Origin of the sequence: Actinomycetospora sp. TBRC 11914 (assembly GCF_012933465.1) — a bacterium.
In the GTDB taxonomy this organism is placed as follows: domain Bacteria; phylum Actinomycetota; class Actinomycetes; order Mycobacteriales; family Pseudonocardiaceae; genus Actinomycetospora.
Window position 1 is genome coordinate 86,983 of record NZ_JABBND010000005.1, and the last position, 18,461, is coordinate 105,443.

General features: G+C 72.8%; 12 protein-coding genes. 2 read left to right on the forward strand and 10 right to left on the reverse strand.

The features are described 5' to 3' along the window. Positions 1-451 precede the first annotated feature (451 nt). The gene (locus tag HH311_RS11185) at positions 452-3,325 is read left to right on the forward strand and encodes a hypothetical protein (protein ID WP_169183739.1); all 2,874 of its coding nucleotides are present in this window, start codon (positions 452-454) and stop codon (positions 3,323-3,325) included. Here the strand turns inward: HH311_RS11185 and HH311_RS11190 are convergent. After that, positions 3,302-6,499 carry a BTAD domain-containing putative transcriptional regulator gene (locus HH311_RS11190; protein WP_169183740.1) on the reverse strand — a complete coding sequence of 1,066 codons (3,198 nt, stop codon included), beginning with the start codon at positions 6,497-6,499 and terminating at the stop codon, positions 3,302-3,304. The two genes, HH311_RS11185 and HH311_RS11190, sit on opposite strands and share 24 nt — an antisense overlap. Positions 6,500-7,358: 859 nt before the next feature. After that, positions 7,359-8,303: a class I SAM-dependent methyltransferase gene (locus HH311_RS11195; RefSeq protein WP_169183741.1), complete on the reverse strand. Its 945-nt coding sequence runs from the start codon at positions 8,301-8,303 to the stop codon at positions 7,359-7,361. A 251-nt stretch (positions 8,304-8,554) separates the two neighbouring features. Here HH311_RS11195 and HH311_RS11200 point away from each other — a divergent pair, with 251 nt between their 5' ends. Continuing rightward, complete coding sequence (locus HH311_RS11200) at positions 8,555-9,898, forward strand: hypothetical protein (protein WP_169183742.1); 1,344 nt, start codon at positions 8,555-8,557, stop codon at positions 9,896-9,898. A 39-nt stretch (positions 9,899-9,937) separates the two neighbouring features. On the opposite strand, the gene HH311_RS11205 is transcribed toward HH311_RS11200, so the two are convergent. The 8 genes from HH311_RS11205 to HH311_RS32590 are packed head-to-tail and all read right to left on the reverse strand — an operon-like array spanning position 9,938 to position 18,378. Then, entirely contained in the window at positions 9,938-10,159 is a 222-nt protein-coding gene (locus tag HH311_RS11205) for a hypothetical protein (protein ID WP_169183744.1), read from the reverse strand. Beyond that, entirely contained in the window at positions 10,156-12,030 is a 1,875-nt protein-coding gene (locus tag HH311_RS11210) for a hypothetical protein (protein WP_169183745.1), read from the reverse strand. Before HH311_RS11210 ends, HH311_RS11205 begins: the two co-directional genes overlap by 4 nt. A 14-nt stretch (positions 12,031-12,044) precedes the next feature. Next, on the reverse strand, positions 12,045-12,425 hold the full coding sequence (locus tag HH311_RS11215) for a hypothetical protein (RefSeq protein WP_169183746.1): 381 nt from the start codon (positions 12,423-12,425) through the stop codon (positions 12,045-12,047). Continuing rightward, positions 12,422-13,012 carry a DapH/DapD/GlmU-related protein gene (locus tag HH311_RS11220; protein WP_169183747.1) on the reverse strand — a complete coding sequence of 197 codons (591 nt, stop codon included), beginning with the start codon at positions 13,010-13,012 and terminating at the stop codon, positions 12,422-12,424. Before HH311_RS11220 ends, HH311_RS11215 begins: the two co-directional genes overlap by 4 nt. Next, positions 13,009-14,301: a lipopolysaccharide biosynthesis protein gene (locus tag HH311_RS11225; RefSeq protein WP_169183748.1), complete on the reverse strand. Its 1,293-nt coding sequence runs from the start codon at positions 14,299-14,301 to the stop codon at positions 13,009-13,011. Before HH311_RS11225 ends, HH311_RS11220 begins: the two co-directional genes overlap by 4 nt. Further along, positions 14,298-15,269: a glycosyltransferase family 2 protein gene (locus tag HH311_RS11230; protein ID WP_169183749.1), complete on the reverse strand. Its 972-nt coding sequence runs from the start codon at positions 15,267-15,269 to the stop codon at positions 14,298-14,300. The genes HH311_RS11225 and HH311_RS11230 overlap by 4 nt, the downstream gene beginning before the upstream one ends. After that, on the reverse strand, positions 15,266-16,600 hold the full coding sequence (locus tag HH311_RS11235; RefSeq protein WP_169183750.1) for a glycosyltransferase family 2 protein: 1,335 nt from the start codon (positions 16,598-16,600) through the stop codon (positions 15,266-15,268). Before HH311_RS11235 ends, HH311_RS11230 begins: the two co-directional genes overlap by 4 nt. Beyond that, positions 16,597-18,378, reverse strand: a complete 1,782-nt coding sequence (locus HH311_RS32590) for a polysaccharide deacetylase family protein (protein WP_169183751.1) — start codon at positions 18,376-18,378, stop codon at positions 16,597-16,599. Before HH311_RS32590 ends, HH311_RS11235 begins: the two co-directional genes overlap by 4 nt. Positions 18,379-18,461: the final 83 nt, after the last annotated feature.

Genomic DNA, 18,461 nt, shown 5'->3' on the forward strand with positions numbered 1-18,461 from the left:
CCCCGCCGGCAGTTCGGCGCATGTCCGTCGCTAGTCCACTCGCCCAACAGGCACTCCCCCACGTAGGTGAGGCTATCTGAGGTGCTTTCTCCCGATTCGCCCGGCCCACCCGCCGCTCGAGGTCGCTCGGAAGCGGCGGCGGTGGCATTGACCAACGCCGTCGACCTCCTAGTTGACCGACAGGCCCGGCTGCTGCGCTCGGGCCTCGCCGACCATCCGCTTGGCCCGATCGCGTATCTTGTCACTGAACTTCCTCGGTGCCGACACGATCTCAACCTTCCTGTGGGATCGAAGCCTCCACCACACCCGGGGCTCAGGGGGGCTGGGGCGCGAGGACTGCAGCGATAGAGGTAATCGGCTGCCGAACGCTGAGCCGGACGCGGTGCCGACCCGCGCGTGATGGCGTTCGGGTTGAAAGGTAAGTGAAAGTGTGCGCTGGCTCACTCCTAGGATGAGCACGCAAACACAGAAGGGGCCTACCCACAACGACGGCCACCAGGCACGGGTGCCGCACTGGCTCGTCGCGTTGCTCCTCATGGCGGCTGGCATCGCCTTGATCGACGTCGGTTTCCTGTACTACTCCTCGCGCTTCGCTGGCAAGCCACCGGACTTGCCGGGCCTCCAGCTCGCCGGCAGCGTCGAGGCCGTCCGGAAGACGTTCACGCAGCCCTCGGCCACGTACACCGCCGCGCTCGCGGCCGACTACTGGCTGATCGGCGCCTACACACTCGGCCTCGTCCTGCTCACACTGGTCGGAGGTTGGTGCTTCGCCGGACCGCGGGCACGGTTGTTCGCCCGGGTCGCAGTGGGCACCGCTGTGGTTGCCGGTCTCCTCGACGTCGTCGAGAACCTCGCCGTGACCTGGGGCCTGGAACAGCTGACCGAGCCGCAGTCCGGCGAGCTGTGGTGGCGGGTGGCGGCGTCGGCAGACGTCCTCAAGCTCGTGCTGCTCCTACCGACGGTTGCTGTTGCTCTCGCGACGGTCCTGATGGTCGGTGCACGGGCGGCGCACCACCCGACGGCCGCGCCTGTGACCGTGGAGCCCGGTTCGCTCAGGTCCGGCGACCCGAGCAATTCCCTACCGCCCAGCGTGGCAAAGGAGCGCTTCGCCGGCGAGGTCGGGGTGTGCGTCTCGGGCGGCGGCATCCGATCGGCCTGCGTGACGCTCGGCGCCCTTCAGATGCTCCGCGCAGCCGGGAAGCTGACGAACGACGGTTACCTGTTCTCCGTCTCGGGAGGTGGCTACATGGCCGGAGCCCTCCGGCTCGCCATGCAGGCCGAACATACCGGCGACGCGAATCGCGCAAACCGCAACCCGCCGCTCTACGAGCAAGGCACCGCCGAACTCCGCCACATGCGCGACCACGGCAACTACGTCGCGCAGGGCTGCACCCAGTGGATGGTCGCGCTCGGTGTAGTGCTCGCGCACCTGGTGTACGTCCTCTTCCTGCTCGCGGCCGCGTCCGTCGCCGTCGGTCTGGTGCTGGGGTTTCTCTACAGGCAGTACCCCCTGGCCGGGCCCGGGGTGTCGGACGCGGTTGGACACGTTGGGCACGACCCAGGCGGCGTCACCTGGCTGCTCGGCACTCTCGTCGCCCTCACGGTTTTCCTGTGGATCGCGGCCGGCGCCCGAGAAGGTCTGACGGGCGCGCCGAGCCCCGCGTGGCGACGGACCGCCTGGGTCCCGGCAGGGATCACGCTCCTCGTCGCCGTGGTGACTCTGGTGGTCCCCTGGCTGGCCTGGTGGGTGGGGAACAACAACGCCGTCGCGCAGACGACGGCGGCGATCGGTGCAGCCCTGACGGCGATCTCGTCGGTCGCGGCGATGGGGACCAAGCTGTCTCCGGCCGGGGGAACATCGAGCGCGACGGGGCGATTCACCCGCTATCTCATGCCGGTCGGGGTCGTCGTGGTGGTGGCCCTGTTGATCGTCGCTATGCTCATCGTGATGGCCTGGACCGTGGCCCAGGTCTCTCCGGGGCTCGTCACGCCCGCTCCCGTTCCTCCGGCGACCGTTCCTCCCCCGAGCTTCGTTCCTCCGCCCGCACCAACGTGGCTCCTGATCTCACTCGCCGTCGGTGTCCTCGTCGCCGCACTCGCGGCGCTCACCTTCGACCAGACCACAGCCAGCCTGCATCCCTTCTATCGCCAGCGCATGAACACCGTGTTCGCCACCCGGCGGAGGGAGAACGGCAGCGCCGCGCCGTACGACTACGCCGAGCGCACCGCCCTCTCCTGCTATGCCAAGAAGGTCGAGGGCTTTCCGGCCCTCGTGTTCGTCGCTACTGCCCAGGTCTCGGCAGGCCCTGGGAAGCCGACGCGACCAGTCCCCTACACCTTCAGCGGAGACTGGGTCGGTGGAGCGCAGCTCGGCTACGTCCGCACGGAGGCGCTCGACGACCGAGTCCCTCGCTGCTACCGGGGCGACCTCACCGTCCTCGGCGCGATGGCCCTCTCGGGCGCAGCGTTCGCTTCAGCCATGGGCGTGATGAGCAAACCGTTTGAAGTACTGCTCGCGCTCAGCAATGCACGGTTGGGGGCGTGGTTGCCGAACCCCTGGTGGCTACGTCGTGAGTCCCAGGACGCCGGCTCCCGGGACTGGACGCGCCGACGGCTGCCCGCCGTACGTGGCGAGAGCTATCACCTCCGGGAGATCCTCGGCAGCCATCCGCTCCACGATCCGTTGGTCCTCGTGACCGACGGCGGGCACTACGACAACCTCGGGCTGGTCGAGGCCCTGCGGCACCGATGCGCGACGATCATCGTCGTCGACTCAAGCGGGGACGCACCGCCCTATGCGACCGCACTGCTCGAGGCGATCCGACTTGCGCACGAGGAACTGGGCGTAACTGTCGACCTCAAGGACCCCGACGACCTCGCTCCGGGCTCAGTTCTCTTGGACGACCCGCTCCCCGAACCGCTGAAGGACCTGCTCCCGCGGCTGTCGAAGAGCGCTCTAGTGAGGGGAACGATCACGTACCCGACCCCACTGCCGAGCGGCACTCCATACGGCCGACTCGTCGTCGTGAAGACTCGGCTCGTCCAGGACCTGCCGTACGAAGTATTCGCGTACGCGCACGCCAATCCGGACTTCCCCTACGACTCGACGGCTGACCAGTGGTTCGATCGTGACCAGTTCGACGCCTACCACAATCTGGGTCGCCGTCTCGGCGAGATCGCGGCGGATGCGCTGGACGACCCCAATGGTCCCAGTCCGAACGGGTCGTCCCCGCCGCCGATCACGACGTCCGTGATCGACTGGACGCTGATCATGCAGGGTCGTTGGTCGGGCGACGGCGGCTCAGCGGTGCAGCCCCAGGGGTAGCGGCGCGCTCGGGTCGTCGAGCGCGGTAAGGCACTGGCGGGCCGCCGCGGACCACGGCGGCCAGCCGGCGCGGTCGGCGAACGCGGCCGCCGCCGTGAGGTCGCGCCTGGCGGCCTCGACGTCGTCGAGCGTCCACGCGGCGAGACCGGTCCACAGGGGCACCGGCCCGAGGACCGCCCCGCCGAAGCCGACCAGCACGGCGGAGTCGGGATCGGCGGGCACCACCTCACGGACGTGGGCCGCCACCGCGGTGTCCCGCAGGTTGAACGCGGCAGCGGCCGCGACAGCTCGCGCGGCGGGACCGAACCACATGGCCGGGTTCACGGTGCGACGCGAGAACTCGGCCAGGTGCACCCGGGCCTCGTCGTCGTGACCCGCGCACGTCTCGGCGAAGGCCGCGGCGGCGGCCCACGCCGCGGTGTTGGGGGACTGCGCCGACGCATGTGCGGCCAGGGGCGCGAGCTCGGCGACGCCCCCGCCGAGCACCCGCTTCACGAGCAGGTGCGCGCCGGCGGCCAGGGGCGCGCCGGGGAGCCCGAGCGCGCCGCCGCGCTCGGCCGCGCGTTCCGCGGCGGCGTCGGCGCCCGGATCACCCTCGGCGAGCAGCATCGCGGCCTCGGTGACCTGGGCGGCCCAGATCGAGCGCGGGCGGAACCAGCGCTCGCCCGCGGTCTCCAGCTCGACGCGCAGCTTGTGGGCGCGCTCCGAGTGCCCTGCGGTGAGCTCGGCGGACATCAGCAGCTCGGTGGCGTCGAGGAAGAGGGCCGGGTCCTCCGTGGCGACGGCGAGCCGGTGGGCGTCGGCGGCGATCGCGAGGCGGTCCAGCGCGGGGCGGGAGCCGTCGACGAGGCTGCGCGCCTCCAACGTCCGCACCCGGGCGTGGGCGTGCGGGTCGACGCGGGCGAGGTCGTCGGCCAGCGCCAGGGCCTCGGCCATGAGCTCGGGCGCGGCGTCCTGCGCCGTCGCCTCGGCCTCGCGGATCGTCGCCACCACCAGGTCGAATCGCGGCCGCGGGCCCAGCGGCCTCCCGAGGAGCCGGCACAGCCGCCCGTAGCGACGAGGGTCCCCCTGCACGGACAGGCCGAGGGGTTCGTCGCCGATCGCGACGAGCACCGCCAGCTCGTCGTCGCCGACCGCGAGCGCGGCGTCGAGAGCCTCGTCCAGGGCATCGTCGGGATCGTCGGCGTCGCCGCCCAGCGCGGAGAGGCACAGCGCCCGGTACGCGAGCAGCCGGGCCCGGACGTCGTCGGCGGCCGCCGGGAGAGCCGCCTCGAACAGGGCCGACGCCTCGGGCAGGGCGCGCCGCCGGTAGGACTCCACCCCGGCGTCCACCCGAGCCGTGGCCACCCGGAGCGGCGGCAGCAGCGATGCCGCGCCCTCGGCGTGGCGCAGCACGGTGAAGACGTCGGCCGCGTCGTCGAGCGCGTCGAGGCGGGCCAGGTGCAGGTGGGCTGCCCGCACCCGCGAGACGCCGTCGCGCAGCCCGTCGGCGTCGAGGTCGTGTCGCAGCACGTAGCGGTCGCCCTCCCCCGTCACCAGCCCGGCACGGACGGCGACCTCAAGGTCGTCGGCGAGGTCGAGGGGGCGGCGGGCGAGGACGGCGGCGAGGCTGGTCAGGTCGATCGGGCGGAGCACGGCGAGGGCCTCGATCGCGCGGCGCGTCAGGGCCGGCAGCTGGGCGGCCTGGTGCTCGACGACGGCCCGTACCTGCTCGGGCACTTCCGTGATCGCCTGCGCGGCCTCGGCGCGGGTCGTGCAGCGTCCGAGCAGGTCGAGCAGTGCGGTGACGTGCAGCGCCAGACCGCCGGAGCGGTCGAGGACGGCTGCGGCCAGGTCGTCGCCGGGATCGAGCGCCGCGAGGCGCCGGCGGACGAGGGTGGCCACGGCGTCCGGGGCGAGCGCGCCCACCGGGCAGGTCGTCACCCCGTGCTGCGTGCCGAGCTCGGCGAGCGCGCGGTCCCAGTGCGGGTGCTCGGTGCTGTCGGGGCTCCGCGCGGCCACCACCACGACGACACCGGGCGGCAGGCCCCGTCGCGCCAGGACTCGCAGGACGTCGAGGGATGCGGTGTCGGCGCGGTGCGCGTCGTCGAGCGCCACGAGCAGCGGCGCGTCCTGGGCGCTGCGCGCGAGCTGCTCGTGGACCCACGGGCCGAGGTCGCGGTCCGGAACGGCACTGCGGACCCCGAGGTCGTCGATCACCTCGTGCCACGGCGCGGCCGGGGCGCCGTTCTCGCCCCACGCACTCGCGGCGGTGCGGGCTCCCCGGTCGCGAGCGCCTGACAGGACCGCCCGTAGCACGGCGGTCTTCCCCGCGCCGGCTCGACCGTGCAGCACGACGACGCGGCCGTCCTCGTGCAGCGCCTGGAGAATCGGGGCCACGACGGCCGCGCGGCCGACGATCTCGGGCCCCCGGGCCGGAGCCGGTCGCGGGTGTCGCGGGGTGAGGGTCGCGTACGTGCTACGCAGCACTGGTCCGGGCTCGACCCCGAGCTCGTCGCGCAGCCGTCGGCGCACGTCGAGGAAGGTCTCGACGGCGTCGCGGTGCCGGCCGCCCTCGCGCAGGGCGCGCACCAGGTGGGTCGCGAACTCCTCGTCGAGCCGGTCCTCGCCGGCGAGCAGGTCCACGACCTCTCCGGGACGACCGGCGTCGAGCAACAGAGCGGCGTGGCGGACCGTGAGCGTGCGCCGCCGCTGCTCGGCCGTGCGCCGGGCCTCGGCGAGCCGGTCGGAGTCGAGTCCCGGGAACGGGGTCCCCCGCCAGGCGTCGCGGGCCTCGTCGTAGCGCGCGATGTCGTCGCTCGTCAGTGCCGCGTCGGCGAGCCGAAGGAAGCGCAGGAGGTCGACGGCGTCCGGCGGCAGGTGCAGTGTGTAGAGCCCGGCGCGCGCGGTGAGCCACGGCTCGGCCCGCTCTCCCAACCAGGCCCGGAGCCGGGTGAGCGCGATCTGGAGGGTGCCTCGCGGATTCTGCGGCAGGTCCTCGCCCCACGCCTCGTCGATGAGCACGTCGCCGTCGACCGCACGGCCGGCGTTGAGCGCGAGCATCGCGAGCAGCGCGGCGTGGTTGCGGCTGCGCCGGGATTCCGCCACCCCGTTCCGCTCGACGGCCACGGATCCGAGCAGCCGGATCTCCACGAACGTCATCGTTCCCCCCAGGAGGTCACTCCACGTGAGCACCTGGGGGGAGGCTACGGCGTCCCCGAACGTATTCGTTCGACCGTATGGGCGAATTGTTCGCGCCAGCACCTAGTGCCGTCGACGCTCTGTACGTCCCGATCGGCGCGGAGTGACCCGTGAGGCTCAGGGAATGGGAAGGTGCGGGAGCTTGATGGGAGGGTGCTCCGGGATCGGGAGCGGCTCGGGAGCTCGACGCCAGGTCGGGACATCGTTCGGTAATGGGATGTCGCCGAGGTCGGGAAGCGATGGCCCGGTGGAGGTCGTCGGCCACGACGGGGTCGATCCGCTGCCGTAGCCGGCGCCGTAGCCGCCGCTGCCCTGGCTGTCGTCCTCGCACGCCGACACGACGACCAGCACCGCTGCCGCGAGGGCCGCAAGTCCCGCAGCCGTAGCCCGCGAACGGCGACTCGGAATCGTTCCCATGGGGCAAGGCAACGCACCAGGCCTTTCAGGCAGCTTTCACCTGCATCGCCTGATCTGTCGGGCGTCGGTCGGCGACTCGGGGCGGCGCTGTGCGCGCCGACCCCGGGCACGACAACGCGACGCTGCGCCTCTGGGACCCCCGATGGCCGACCGCTGTTCGTCTCAGGGAGCGGGGGCAGCGACCGGGGCGCCGACGATCGGGACGGTGCGGCCCTGGGACCCGGACTCCCGAACCCCGTGGGCTGCGCTGCCGACCATCGCCGTCGCGAATCTACTCGCGCTGGACGGAACCCGCATCGTCATGGTCGCCGCCGGCCGAGCCGCCTGTTCCTTCGAGCTGCGGCCCGATCGGGCCGACGGCAAGAAACGTTCGTGTCTGGCGTCCTCATGATGGTGCGAACGAATTCTCGGTCGGCGGGCCACGTCGACCAGGTCGTCAGACCGAAGCCGGCGTCCTTTCGGAGCGGCGGTGCACGACGAGCATCTGCATGCACTCGCGGTCGGGCGCCGACAGGTCGGCGTACTCCGGCGCTAGGCCGTGCGGGGGCAGGGGCTCCGACACCTGGTCCTCCTCCATCGCCTCGAAGCCGGCATCCGCGAACAGCGCGCGCCACTCCGGGCACTGCACCCGGTTGATGTACTGCACGTCGGAGTCGAACCAGCGCCGCCAGGATTCGTCGGTGTAGCGGTAGTAGTTCTTCTTCGAGCACGTGGGGTCGAAGTAGGTGAAGTGGTCGACGAGGTCAATCTGGTGCACCGAGAGGCCCCCGGGCAGGAGCCGTTCCCGTGCCTCGTCGAGGTAGGTCGGGAGCGTCCTGGCGGGCACGTGCTCGAGGACGTCGGCGCTCACGACGAGCGCGTACGAGTTCGGGGGGACGCCGGCGAGCATGCCGCTCGGGTCGAGCACGTAGCGGAACCCCATGAGGGCGTAGAGCTCGTCGTAGGACTCGGTACGCAGCGCGCGGTCGGCGAGAGCCCGCGCGGCGTCGAGACGCTCGGCCGACACCGGGAGCCGCCGACCGAAGTCGCCGTCGAGCTCGTCGCGGAGCTGCCCGAGCCACGCGCGGTAGGCCCTGGGCAGGCGGTTGTCGACGACGTCGTAGAGCGTCACCTCGACGTCGTGGAAGAGGCGCAGGATCGTCGCCTCCCAGTGCACCCAGCCGGTGCCGAGCTCGAGCACCCGGTCGCCGGCCGCGAGGGCGGAGTAGCGATCGCACGTCTCGAGGAGCCGGACCGCGCGGTCGAGATAGGGCGCGGGGATGCCCGAGTCGAGCCGCATCCGCTCCAGCACCTTGTTGCCGAGCACGCGGTAGGCGCGGCGCGTGACGTTGTTGACCGAGAAGGCCTTCGACGCCGCGGCGACGGCGGTGTACTTCAGCACGAGCAGACTCCCCTTGCTCCTTGATGACGCAACGAGCGAACAGCACGGAGAGTGTTGATGCCATCCTCAATACTGAGGATGATGTCGCACTGACAGGTCAGGCAGTCTTGCCTTGATCACTTTCCGCCAGAGTGAGCGTCCGGCGCAGGCCGGTCAGAGCGGTCCATCAGGCAGCCCGAGGAACAATGACCCGAGCACGCCACGCCCGCTCGCGGGTCCGTTGGCCCAGGACGCTGCTCACGGTCCTCGTCGTGGCGCTCCTCGCCGGGGGCGCCCTCGCCGTCTGGTGGTATGACCAGGCGCGTGCGTCGGCCGTCGCGCTGGGCACGGCGGACTGGACGTGGGCGGCCCAGGAGGGCCCGCTGAGGCTCGGGGTGACCCACGGTCAGTACAGCGTCGACACGTGGCAGCCCGCGCCGGCACGCACCCGTGCCGACGCGATCTTGCGCGAAGCGAGCGGATTGCAGAATCAGTACCTCATGGGGTTCGGCGTCCTGAACCCGGAGCCTGCGCCCGGCGTCTTCGACTGGTCCCGGCTAGACCAACGAATGGGTCTCGTTCGGGAGACCGGCGGCACGACGGTACTCACGCTCGCCGGGGCGCCGGACTGGATGAAGGGCGGGGCGCCCGGCGTCACCGACTTCTCCCGCATCGAGGTCGCGCCCGACCGCGCGCACTACGCCGACTTCGCCCGTCTCGCCGCGGCAGCAGTGCAGCGGTATCCGCAGATCCAGTACGTGCAGGTCTGGAGCGAGCTGAAGGGCTTCTACTCGGCCGCGGCCAACGACTGGGACGCAGCGTCCTACACCGATCTCTACAACGCCGTCTACGACGCAGTGAAGCAGGCGCGACCCACGGTCCGCCTCGGCGGACCGTACGTGGCGATCGACTCGTGGGCGGGCCCGGCCGCCGGCGGGTCGCCGTCGTCGCTCTCCGGGCCTTGGGGGTACGTCGACCAGCGCAGCCTCGACGTCGTGGACTACTGGCTGGGCCACGCCCGCGGGGCCGACTTCGTCGTCGTCGACGGGGGCACCGCCACGAAGGACGGCGGTCTGGTCGCCACGCCCGCGACCGCGGCGGCGAAGTTCGCCGTGATCGACGAGTGGCTTCGCGGCCGGACGACGCTGCCGATCTGGTGGGCCGAGTTCTACCCGGAGGCCCGCGCCGGCGACTCGTCGTCCCACCAGCGAGCCGCCGCCACGCTCGAGGCCGTCGCCGCGCTGGCGACCTCGGGGGCGTCGGCCACGCTCCTGTGGCAGCCGGAGGCCCAACCCGGCTTCGACTACGCCGCGCTGTGGACCTCGACCGCGAGTTCGGACGGCGGCCGGCCCACCGCCCTCACCACGGCGTGGACCTGGCTCGCACCACGGCTCGCCCACGGCGAGGTGAAGATCGGACGATCCGGCGACGGGAAGGTCCTTGCCTTCCAGTCGAACGACAGCACCCTGCTCCTCAACACCGGCGACCACCCGGTGGTCGCCGGCGTCGGGCTCGGATCGGTACCGCTGGCCGCCTACGGCACGGACATCGTCACGGCGTGCGGGGCGGTGTGGCTCGGCGGTCCGTGCTCCTCCCCCGAGGGACGGTCCTCCTAGCGGCCGGGCTCCGACAGCACGGCGTGGGTGTGTCGTGGGTCAGGACCAGATCCGGAGTGTCGTGAGCACGAAGGTCAGCAGGGCGAACAGCAGCTCGCCGACGGCGACGGCTGCGACACAGGCGAGGACCCGGACGGTCCTGGTGACTCCCGCGGGCTCCGGGCGCCACGGTGATTCGGCCAGCACGGCACAGCCGGCGAGTGCGAGCATCGCGACGGCGAACGCGCACCACGCGAGGATCTCGGCCGTCGAGGTGGTCATGGGTTCCTCGTCCTCTCCAGGACGACGGCGTCGCCCTCGACACGCTGGATGCGGTACCAGCCCTCGGCGACGAACTCGGCGATGGCCTGACGGGTCCACCCCGGGCTCCTCCCACCGAGGACGACGCCCTCCGCATCGCCCTGGCGCAGCACGACGAGGTACTCCGGGGGGTTCGCGAGGACGCAGCGGATCGGGTCGTCGATGATCGGCTGGCAGTCCGCGGCGGTGTTGAACTGGTTGACGTCCGCAAGACGCTCGATGCCGAGCGGGGCGTGATCGCCGAGGGTGTAGACCGAGGTGCCGGCCGGAGCGGCCTCGATGGTCTCCCGGACGACCTGGACGTCGTGGGGCCGCACCGAGAGGTAGACGTCGTTGCCGCCGCGCAGGACGACGACGGCGGCGCACAGCAGGACCATCCCGGCGGCGAACACGGGCAGCGCCACCGAGGTCCAGCGCCGATGGAGCACCCGGAGCGCCTCGGTGCCCAGCACCGCGAGGAACGGCAACCCGTAGAGCAGGATCCGGAGCAGGACCTCGCCGCCGTAGCTCTGCAGCAGCACGATCGTCACCGGCACGGCGGCCAGCGCCAGGACGACGAGCTCACGCCGCTGCCGCCAGCGCCACCACGCCCCGAGCAGCGCCAGCCCCCAGGTCGCGCCGGCCAGCGCGACCCTGCCGAACTTGCCGACCAGCTGGCCGACGTCGCCGACGAGCCGGTCACCGAGCCCGCCGCTGATCGACGACCCGACCTGGCCGACGCTCGAGGTGGCGAGTCCGAGTTGGTTGACCCAGAACTCGGCGGCTCCCAGCACGAACCACGTCGTCACGGCGAGGACCAACACCAGGAGGAGGTGCCGGCCCCAGAGCCGTCGGGCGACGACGAGGACGAGCAGCTGGGCGCCGATCGCGAACGGCGTGAGCTGGTGGGCGGCGACGAGGGCCGCCAGGCACACGGCCGACCCGCCCCACTGGATGAGGACGTCCAGTCGGTCGGTGTCTGGCCGCGACGGCCCCGAGAGCCACCAGCGCACCCGGTCGATCAGCGCTCCGACGCGGTACGGCCGGACCGCGGCGAGCTCCACGGTGTCGGCCTCGGTCGACGCGTACCGGGGTTCCGCGGCCCTCCTCGGCCCGGTCGCGGGGGCCGCGAGGGGGCCGACCGCCGCAGCGAGCACCGCCAGGACGAGGATCATGGCGGTCGCCTGCGGGGAGAAGTAGTCCTGCTCGATCCAGTTCTCGCCGCAGAACAGCCACGTCGCGACCCATGGCGCACGGGTGCCGCCGAGGAGGCCGCGAGCGATCTGGAAGACGCCCGCGGCCCACGCCCCGACGATCGCGATGGGCGCCCACCGCAGCACCGTGTCGAGCTGGCGCATCCCGGCGGCGTCCTGGATCCAGGCCCACTGCGCGAAGAAGCCGGGCCAGGACAGCCGCGAGTCGATCCCGCGGGGCACGCCGCCCGCACGGGTGATCGCGTCCACGAACCCGGCGTGCAGCCACGTGATGCCCAGACGCGCCGCGGGCTCCACCACCGACGGCATGCCCGTCGTGCAGAGGATCAGCACCCCGGTCAGGAGCGCGAGCGCCACCGGGCGGGGTCGTGCGATCTCGAGCACGCATGCGGCAACGGCGAGCACGATCGACGCCCATCCCCAGACGGGGAGCACCCCGCCGAGACCCAGGCCCCCCATCGCGTCGAGGTCCACGGTCACGGCGGCCAACGGCAGGAGCGCGACGGCGAGCGCCGCCAGCGCCAGGGGCGTCCACGGGCGCAGCCGATGCCACGTCGGTGCCCCACCCTCGACGTCGTCGGGAGCGGCACCGTCGGGTTCCGGCCTGGCGCGCTCGACGAGGCTGATGAGCCTCGTCATGCCGGTCCCTGCCGTCATCGCGCGGCCCACGCGAGCCGTACGAGGGGAACGGTCGCCAGACCGACGAGCACATACAGACCGCCGACCGGGTGCCAGCTCCCGGTGCTCGCCATCACCTGCGCCCCGAGGATGGCGATCGCGCAGCTGAACGCCGCGGCGAGGAACCACCTCGTCGCCGTCGTCACGGTGCGCAGGAACCCGGCCACCGCCCAGCCCGGCCCGAAGAGGAAGAAGGCGAGGGTGGCGACAGCGCGGACGGCCCCGGCCGAACCGTCATCGGCTCCCGACGCGGCCATGGCGCAGGCGACCACCCCGACGACCAGCAGCACGACCGGCGGGACCCAGGATCCCGTTCGGCGCGGCCGGGTGGTGGTAGCGGTGGTCGGCGTCGTCATCGAGCCTCCTGGAACGGGGTCCCCGCGGCGCCGGCCGCGCCGCCGGCGCCGCGGGGACGGATGAGCCGCGCGGGCACACCCGCGTACAGGCCCGGCACGGGGCAGTCACGAGCGACCACGGCACCGGCGGCGATCACGACGTCGTCGGCGATCGCGACGCCGGGCAGGATCGTGGCGCGGGCGCCGATCCAGCAGCGGTCGCCGATGACGATGGGGAGCGCGGTGGACCGGTGGTCGAACCCGCGGTCGGTGCGCCGGTGGGTGGCGGTGACGAACAGGACGCACATCCCGACGTCGGTGTGCTCCCCGATGGTGATGGGGCCCGCCGAATCGAAGTAGCACGCGCGGTTGACGAAGCTGCCGGCGCCGATCCGCACGTGCCGGCGCCCGGAGAAGATGCAGCCGTCGAAGATCCCTGGTGTGCGGATGTCCATGCCGACGGCGCGGTAGATCAGGTAGCGCAGCGGCCGCGTCGTGAGGGCCGAGCCCCCGATCACGTTGACCAGGACGTGGCGCACCCCCCGGAACAGGTCCTCGCCGACGGCAACCGCCAGGGACCGCAGCAGCCCCGGGATCCTGGACCTCACGAGCTCTCCCTCCGTATACGACGGACGAGGCCACCGATGCCTACCGAGGCGGCGAGCAGGGCCTGCGTGGCGAGGAAGACCAGACCCATGCCGGGCAGGCCGAGATGACCGAGCGCCACATAGCCGCCGACGAGCAACAGCACGGCGTTCGCCCCCTGGTAGCGGACGATCGCGGCCCCGCGCCGCTCCACCCGCAGCACCGACAGGCGGAGCGCGACGATCGCGCGCAGCGGCATCGCCAGGAGCAGCAGGCGGAACAGCGTGGTGCCGTGGTCGACGTAGTCGGGTCCGTACACCGCGAGGAGCCACGGGGCGATGAGGACGCCGATGCCGACCACGGGCACGATGAAGGCCGCCGTCAGGCGCACCGTCGCGGCGTGGAAGCGGGCGGTGCCGGCGCGGTGGTGGGCGCCCTCGGCGGTCAGGGACGAGCCGATGCTGAACAGGACCAGCTCGAGTCCGGTGACGACGATCCAGCTCGTGTAGAAGTAGGCGTTGGCGACCAGGCCGAGCTTGGCGGTCACCAGGATCGGCAGGACCGCGACGAAGCCCGTCTCGAGCAGGCCGCCCGTGTAGTCCGAGCCGAGGTAGCGGCGGACCTCCCACCAGCTCTGCACCGTCGGTTCTTCGCCGGCGTGCCGCGGCAGCAGGCGGCGGGCGATGTAGGTGTTCAGCGGAACGATCACGACCGAGGCCGCGAGCATCCAGGCGCCGAGCATCCCGAGCTGCGGGAACGCCGCGAACGGCACCAGCAGGGCGATCTTGAGCACGGAGAACACGGCGTTCTCGACGGGGACCGCACCGGCGGCGCGCAACCCGATGAGCGCGGCGTCCTGCATGACGAAAACGGACCAGACCGGCACCGCGACGACGAAGAGCAGGGCGAACCCGAGCGTGCTCCCGCCGGGCCCGGCCAGGAAGGACCGGCCGACGGTGATCGCGACGAAGAGGGCACCGCCGACGAGGCTCGAGATCGCCGCGATGCCGTACGCGCTGCGCAGCATCGCTCCCGTCCGGCGCCCCGATTCCGGGAGGAACCGGATCAGCCCGTTGGTGAGGTTGAGCTGCAGGATCGCGGCCAGGAGGGTCATCGTCGACACCGCGGCCGATGTGCGCCCCACCTCCTCGGCGGGGAACAGCCGCACCGCGAGCGCCCAGAAGCCGAGGCCGAGCAGCATCGACACGCCACCGGAGACGACCAGCGCGTAGGAGTTGCGGAAGAGCGGCGTCTCGAGGTGGCGTCGGACCCCGAGGGGTACCCGCAGCGCCCGGGACACGTCGACGGTCACGTCCCCTCCCCCGCGGGACGGATCGCGAGCGGCGCCGGTCCCCCGGGGTCCCACGTGCCGCGCACTCGCGCCATGGCGTAGCCCGCTGCGGTCACGGCCAGCCCCGCGACGATCCCGGCGGCACGGAGCGGATTGCTCCCGCGGCCGAGCAGACCCGCCGCCACACCGCGCGGCAGGACCGTCCCGACGTACCGGCGCTCGCTCTCGAGTGCCGCATCGGGCCCGGCGATGGCGGAGACCGCGGCCTTGGAGACGCCCTCGGCGTAGCAGCGACGCAGGAAGTAGGTGACACGCCCGCGCTCGACGCCGACCGAGTGCCGGACGGCCGCGGACGGGTCGTAGACGAAGCGGGCGCCCGGGAGCGCGGCCCGGACGCGGATGCCGAACTCCGTCTCCTCGCACCCCAGCGCGGTCGAGCCGACGCGGCCCAGCCCCAGGGTGAACACCCCGGCCTGCTCGAACGCCTCCCGGCGGTAGCTCATGTTCGCGCCGATGAAGTTGCGGACGGTGGCTGTCTCCCCGGGCAGTCCGACGTACGAGCAGCCCACGACCCAGAAGAACTCGGGCGGGAACCATGTCGGGCGCTGGTCCTCCCACACCGGGAACGCGCCGCCACCGACGCCGACGACGTCGGGCTCCGCGTAGTGCCCGACGAGCCGCTCGAGCCAGGTCGGATCGGCGACCGCGTCGTCGTCGAGGAAGGCCAGGACGTCGCCGACGGCCTCGCCGACGCCGGTGTTGCGCGCTCCCGAGAGCCCAGCGGGCCAGGTGCTGGCGACCACCCGCGCCTCGCCGGCGAAACGGTCCCGGGCCCAGGCCAGGAGGGACTCGTTGTGATCGACCACGAGGACGACCTCGAGCGGTGGACAGGTCTGCCGGGCGAGCGACGCGAGGGCGTCCTCGATGTCACCGCGACGCCGGTTGGTGTGCGCGCAGACGATCACGCTCGCCGGGACCAGAGCCGTCACCGGAGCACCCCGGAGAGCACCGCCGGATACCCGGCACGTCGCGCGTCGCGACGGCCCCGCCGGGAGCGGCCGTAGAGCCAGGGCCCGGCGACGAAGCCGGCGAACTCGAGCGCTAGAGCGCCGCGCGGGGCGGTGTGCGCGCTACCCAGGCCCTCCCGCGTCGTGGCGCCGATCCGCCGCATCCGCCACAGCCCGATCGGGATGCGCCGGAGCAGATCCCACCGCGTCGTCCCGTCGACGAGGAACTTCGCGACGAACGCCGCCATGCCGGTGCCGTAGGCGTACATCTGCCGACGCAGCGCCGACGCGTCGGCGCGGTGGTGGTGCCACACCACCGCGGACGGCTCGTAGGCGATCACCCGTCCGGCGTTGACGACGCGGACGAAGGCATCGAGGTCCTCCCCGCCGCGGGTCGGCGTGCCCGCGCCGAGCGCCTCGTCGAAACCGCCGAGCGCCAGGAGCAGGTCGCGCTCCACGGTGAGGTTCGCGCCGGCCCCGAACACCCCGGCCGCGTAGGGGTACAGGGCGTCGTCGCGCCGGTGAACTCCACGGTCGAAGAGCTCGGGCCGGGTGCGGACCGACCACGAGGCCGCGCGGGCGTCGAAGTACGCCTCGGCCGCGCCGGTGACGCTGGCGGTGGCGACGAGGCCCGTCACCAGACCGACGTCGTCGTGGCGCCGGGTGCCCCGCAGGATGCCCTCGATCCAGTGCGGGTCGACGGTGACGTCGTCGTCGGTGAAGGCGATCCACCGCCCGCGGGTCTCCGCCAGGCCGCGGTTCCGGGCACAGGACAGGCCGGGCCGCGGCTCGACGACGTGCCGGAAGCGACCCGCACCGATCTCGTGGACGACGCGCTCGGTGCGGTCGTCGGTCGGGGCGTTGTCCACCACCACGACGTCGAGGTGGGGGTAGGTGAGCTCCCGCAGGCTCTCCAGGCAGTGGCGGAGGATGTCGCTGCGGTCCCGGGTGCACACGACCACCGACACCAGTTCGTCGCCGTCGACCCGGGACGGACAGCTGGACGTCGCGGCCGGCATGGCGAGATCGCCCGAGCCGACCAGCGGCGGGAGGCCCTCGGCGACCAGGTGCTCCGCGGCCGGTCCACGGAGCTCGCGACGGACGGCGGCGGCGAGCTGGTCGACGTCGAGCGTGCCGCCGACGAGGTCGACGACCACGTACCCGAGGGGCTCGCCATGGAGTCGGACGAGCACCCGGGCGCTGTTCTGCGTCGGGTCGACGGGCACGACGGAGCGTGGCGGGGCGACGTCCGACAACTCGTACTCACAGCACCAGGTCCCGCTCACCGGCGCCGAGGTGGGTGCGGTGGTCACCGGGGGGCTCCCCCGTGCGCGCCGATGAGGGTGCGCGCCGCGTCCCTCGCCTCGCGCTCGAGGGCGGCGAACGGGCGCAGCGGCGGGTCGAGGACGCGACGCAGGAGCTCCTCGGGGCCGAGGTCGCGGGTCACCTCGATCCGGGGGACGGCGTGGCGACTGCGCAGGGACGGTGCGCGGCGGGTCTCCTCGAGCCCGAAGGCGACGTCGTAGCCCGCCTCGCGGGCCGCGGCCCGCACCCGGGCCGAGTGCTCGCCGTAGGGATACGCCACGGTGCGCGGGAAGGAGAGACCCGCGTCGACGAAGTCGCGGCGGGGTGTCACGAGCTCCTGCCGCAGCCCCAGCGCGTCGAGGCCGACGAGTCGGGCGTGGGAGCGGGTGTGCGCCCCGACCTCCCATCCCTCGTCGACGAGCTTGCGCAGTTGGTCACCGTCGAGCAGGGGCAGCTGGGCGCCGCCGCGGTCCGTGTCCCAGGCGTTGTGGCTGCCGATCCGGCTCGAGACCATGAAGACCAGCGCGCTCGCCCCGAGGCCGCGCAGGACCGGTGCCGCCTGGTCGTACACGCTCGCGTAGGCGTCGTCGAAGGTCAGCAGCACCGACCGGTCGGGAAGCGCGGCTCCCTCCGTCAGGTGCGCGACGAACCGCTCCGGCGTCAGGAACCCGAAGCCTGCGTCGACGAGGGCGTCGAGCTGGGCGGCGAAGCGCTCGGGCGAGACGGACCATCGGCCGATCACGTCGTCACGGACGTCCTCCACGGCGTGGTACGCGAGGACCCGGACGAGCGGCGCGGTCCCCGGCAGGGCCCGCAGCCCCCTCCTCATGCGGTCGGCGCCCTCGGCGCGTCCCTTCCAGTAGGCGACGTGGCGCAGTCCCGTGAAGGCCCGGTCGGTCACCCCGTCGACGTGCCCGGCCCGCACCCTTCCGGCCACGTACCGGCCCGCGGCGCTGGTGACGGAGTCGGGCAGCACCTCCGCCGTCGAGCGCAGCACGGCGCTCAACCCGACCCGATCACGGCTGTCGCCGAGCTCGGCGTGCTTGCGCAGCAACAGGGCGTCGGCCCGTCCGCCCTGGCGCCACTGCCGCAGGAGCTGCTCCGGCGCCACGACGTAGTGCTGGTGGGAGATCGCATCGGGGGCGAAACGGAGGTCCGCCCCGCTGCACCGGAGGCGGTAGAGGAAATCCGTGTCCTCTCCACCGAAGGTCCCCCCGGCCGTGAAGCTGCCGTCGAAGCCGCCGAGGGCAGCGAACACCTGCGCCCGCACCGACAGCTGGCCGGTCAGGAGGTCGTCGAGCTCGAGCGTGCCGTCGCTGTCGACCAGGCGTTCGCGGCGACGGTCCGCCCACCGCTCGATCCCGATCGTCATGAGGTTGCGGGGAGCCTCGGTGGCGAGCGGGAGGTGCCCGACGACCGAGTCGGCGCCGGCGCCGATCACCGCGTCGTGCTCGACCAGCAGCTCCGGGTCGGCCTCCATGTCGTCGTCGAGGAACAGCAGGATCTCGCCCCGGGCGTGGCGTGCCCCGGCGTTGCGGGCCGCCGCCGCGCCCTGGTTCGGCTGCACGAGCACCGTGGTCGGGAAGGGCTCCGGGAGCTCGCGCAGCGCCTGTTCGGTGCCGTCGGTGGACCCGTCCACGACGACGATCAGTTCGCAGGGCCAGGGGCGGCGGGTGGCGCCGAGCGCGACGACGTTCTGCCGGACGAGGTCACGGCGCTGGTAGGTCGGCATGATGACGCTGAAGCGGAACGGGCGCGCGGAGGCGTCGCGGGGCGCAGAGCTCATGGTTGTCCTTGCGCTGGGAGCTGCCCGGCCGGAGCGGACGGGCGAAGGGCGGGCATCGGTCGGGGCTGGCCCGGGGGCTCGGC

Bases quoted from the DNA above. Each gene is read 5' to 3' on its own strand.
- HH311_RS11185 (WP_169183739.1), top strand. From the start codon at position 452: ATGAGCACGCAAACACAGAAGGGGCCTACCCACAACGACGGCCACCAG.
- HH311_RS11205 (WP_169183744.1), bottom strand. From the start codon at position 10,159: ATGACCACCTCGACGGCCGAGATCCTCGCGTGGTGCGCGTTCGCCGTC.
- HH311_RS11210 (WP_169183745.1), bottom strand. From the start codon at position 12,030: ATGACGAGGCTCATCAGCCTCGTCGAGCGCGCCAGGCCGGAACCCGAC.
- HH311_RS11215 (WP_169183746.1), bottom strand. From the start codon at position 12,425: ATGACGACGCCGACCACCGCTACCACCACCCGGCCGCGCCGAACGGGA.
- HH311_RS32590 (WP_169183751.1), bottom strand. From the start codon at position 18,378: ATGAGCTCTGCGCCCCGCGACGCCTCCGCGCGCCCGTTCCGCTTCAGC.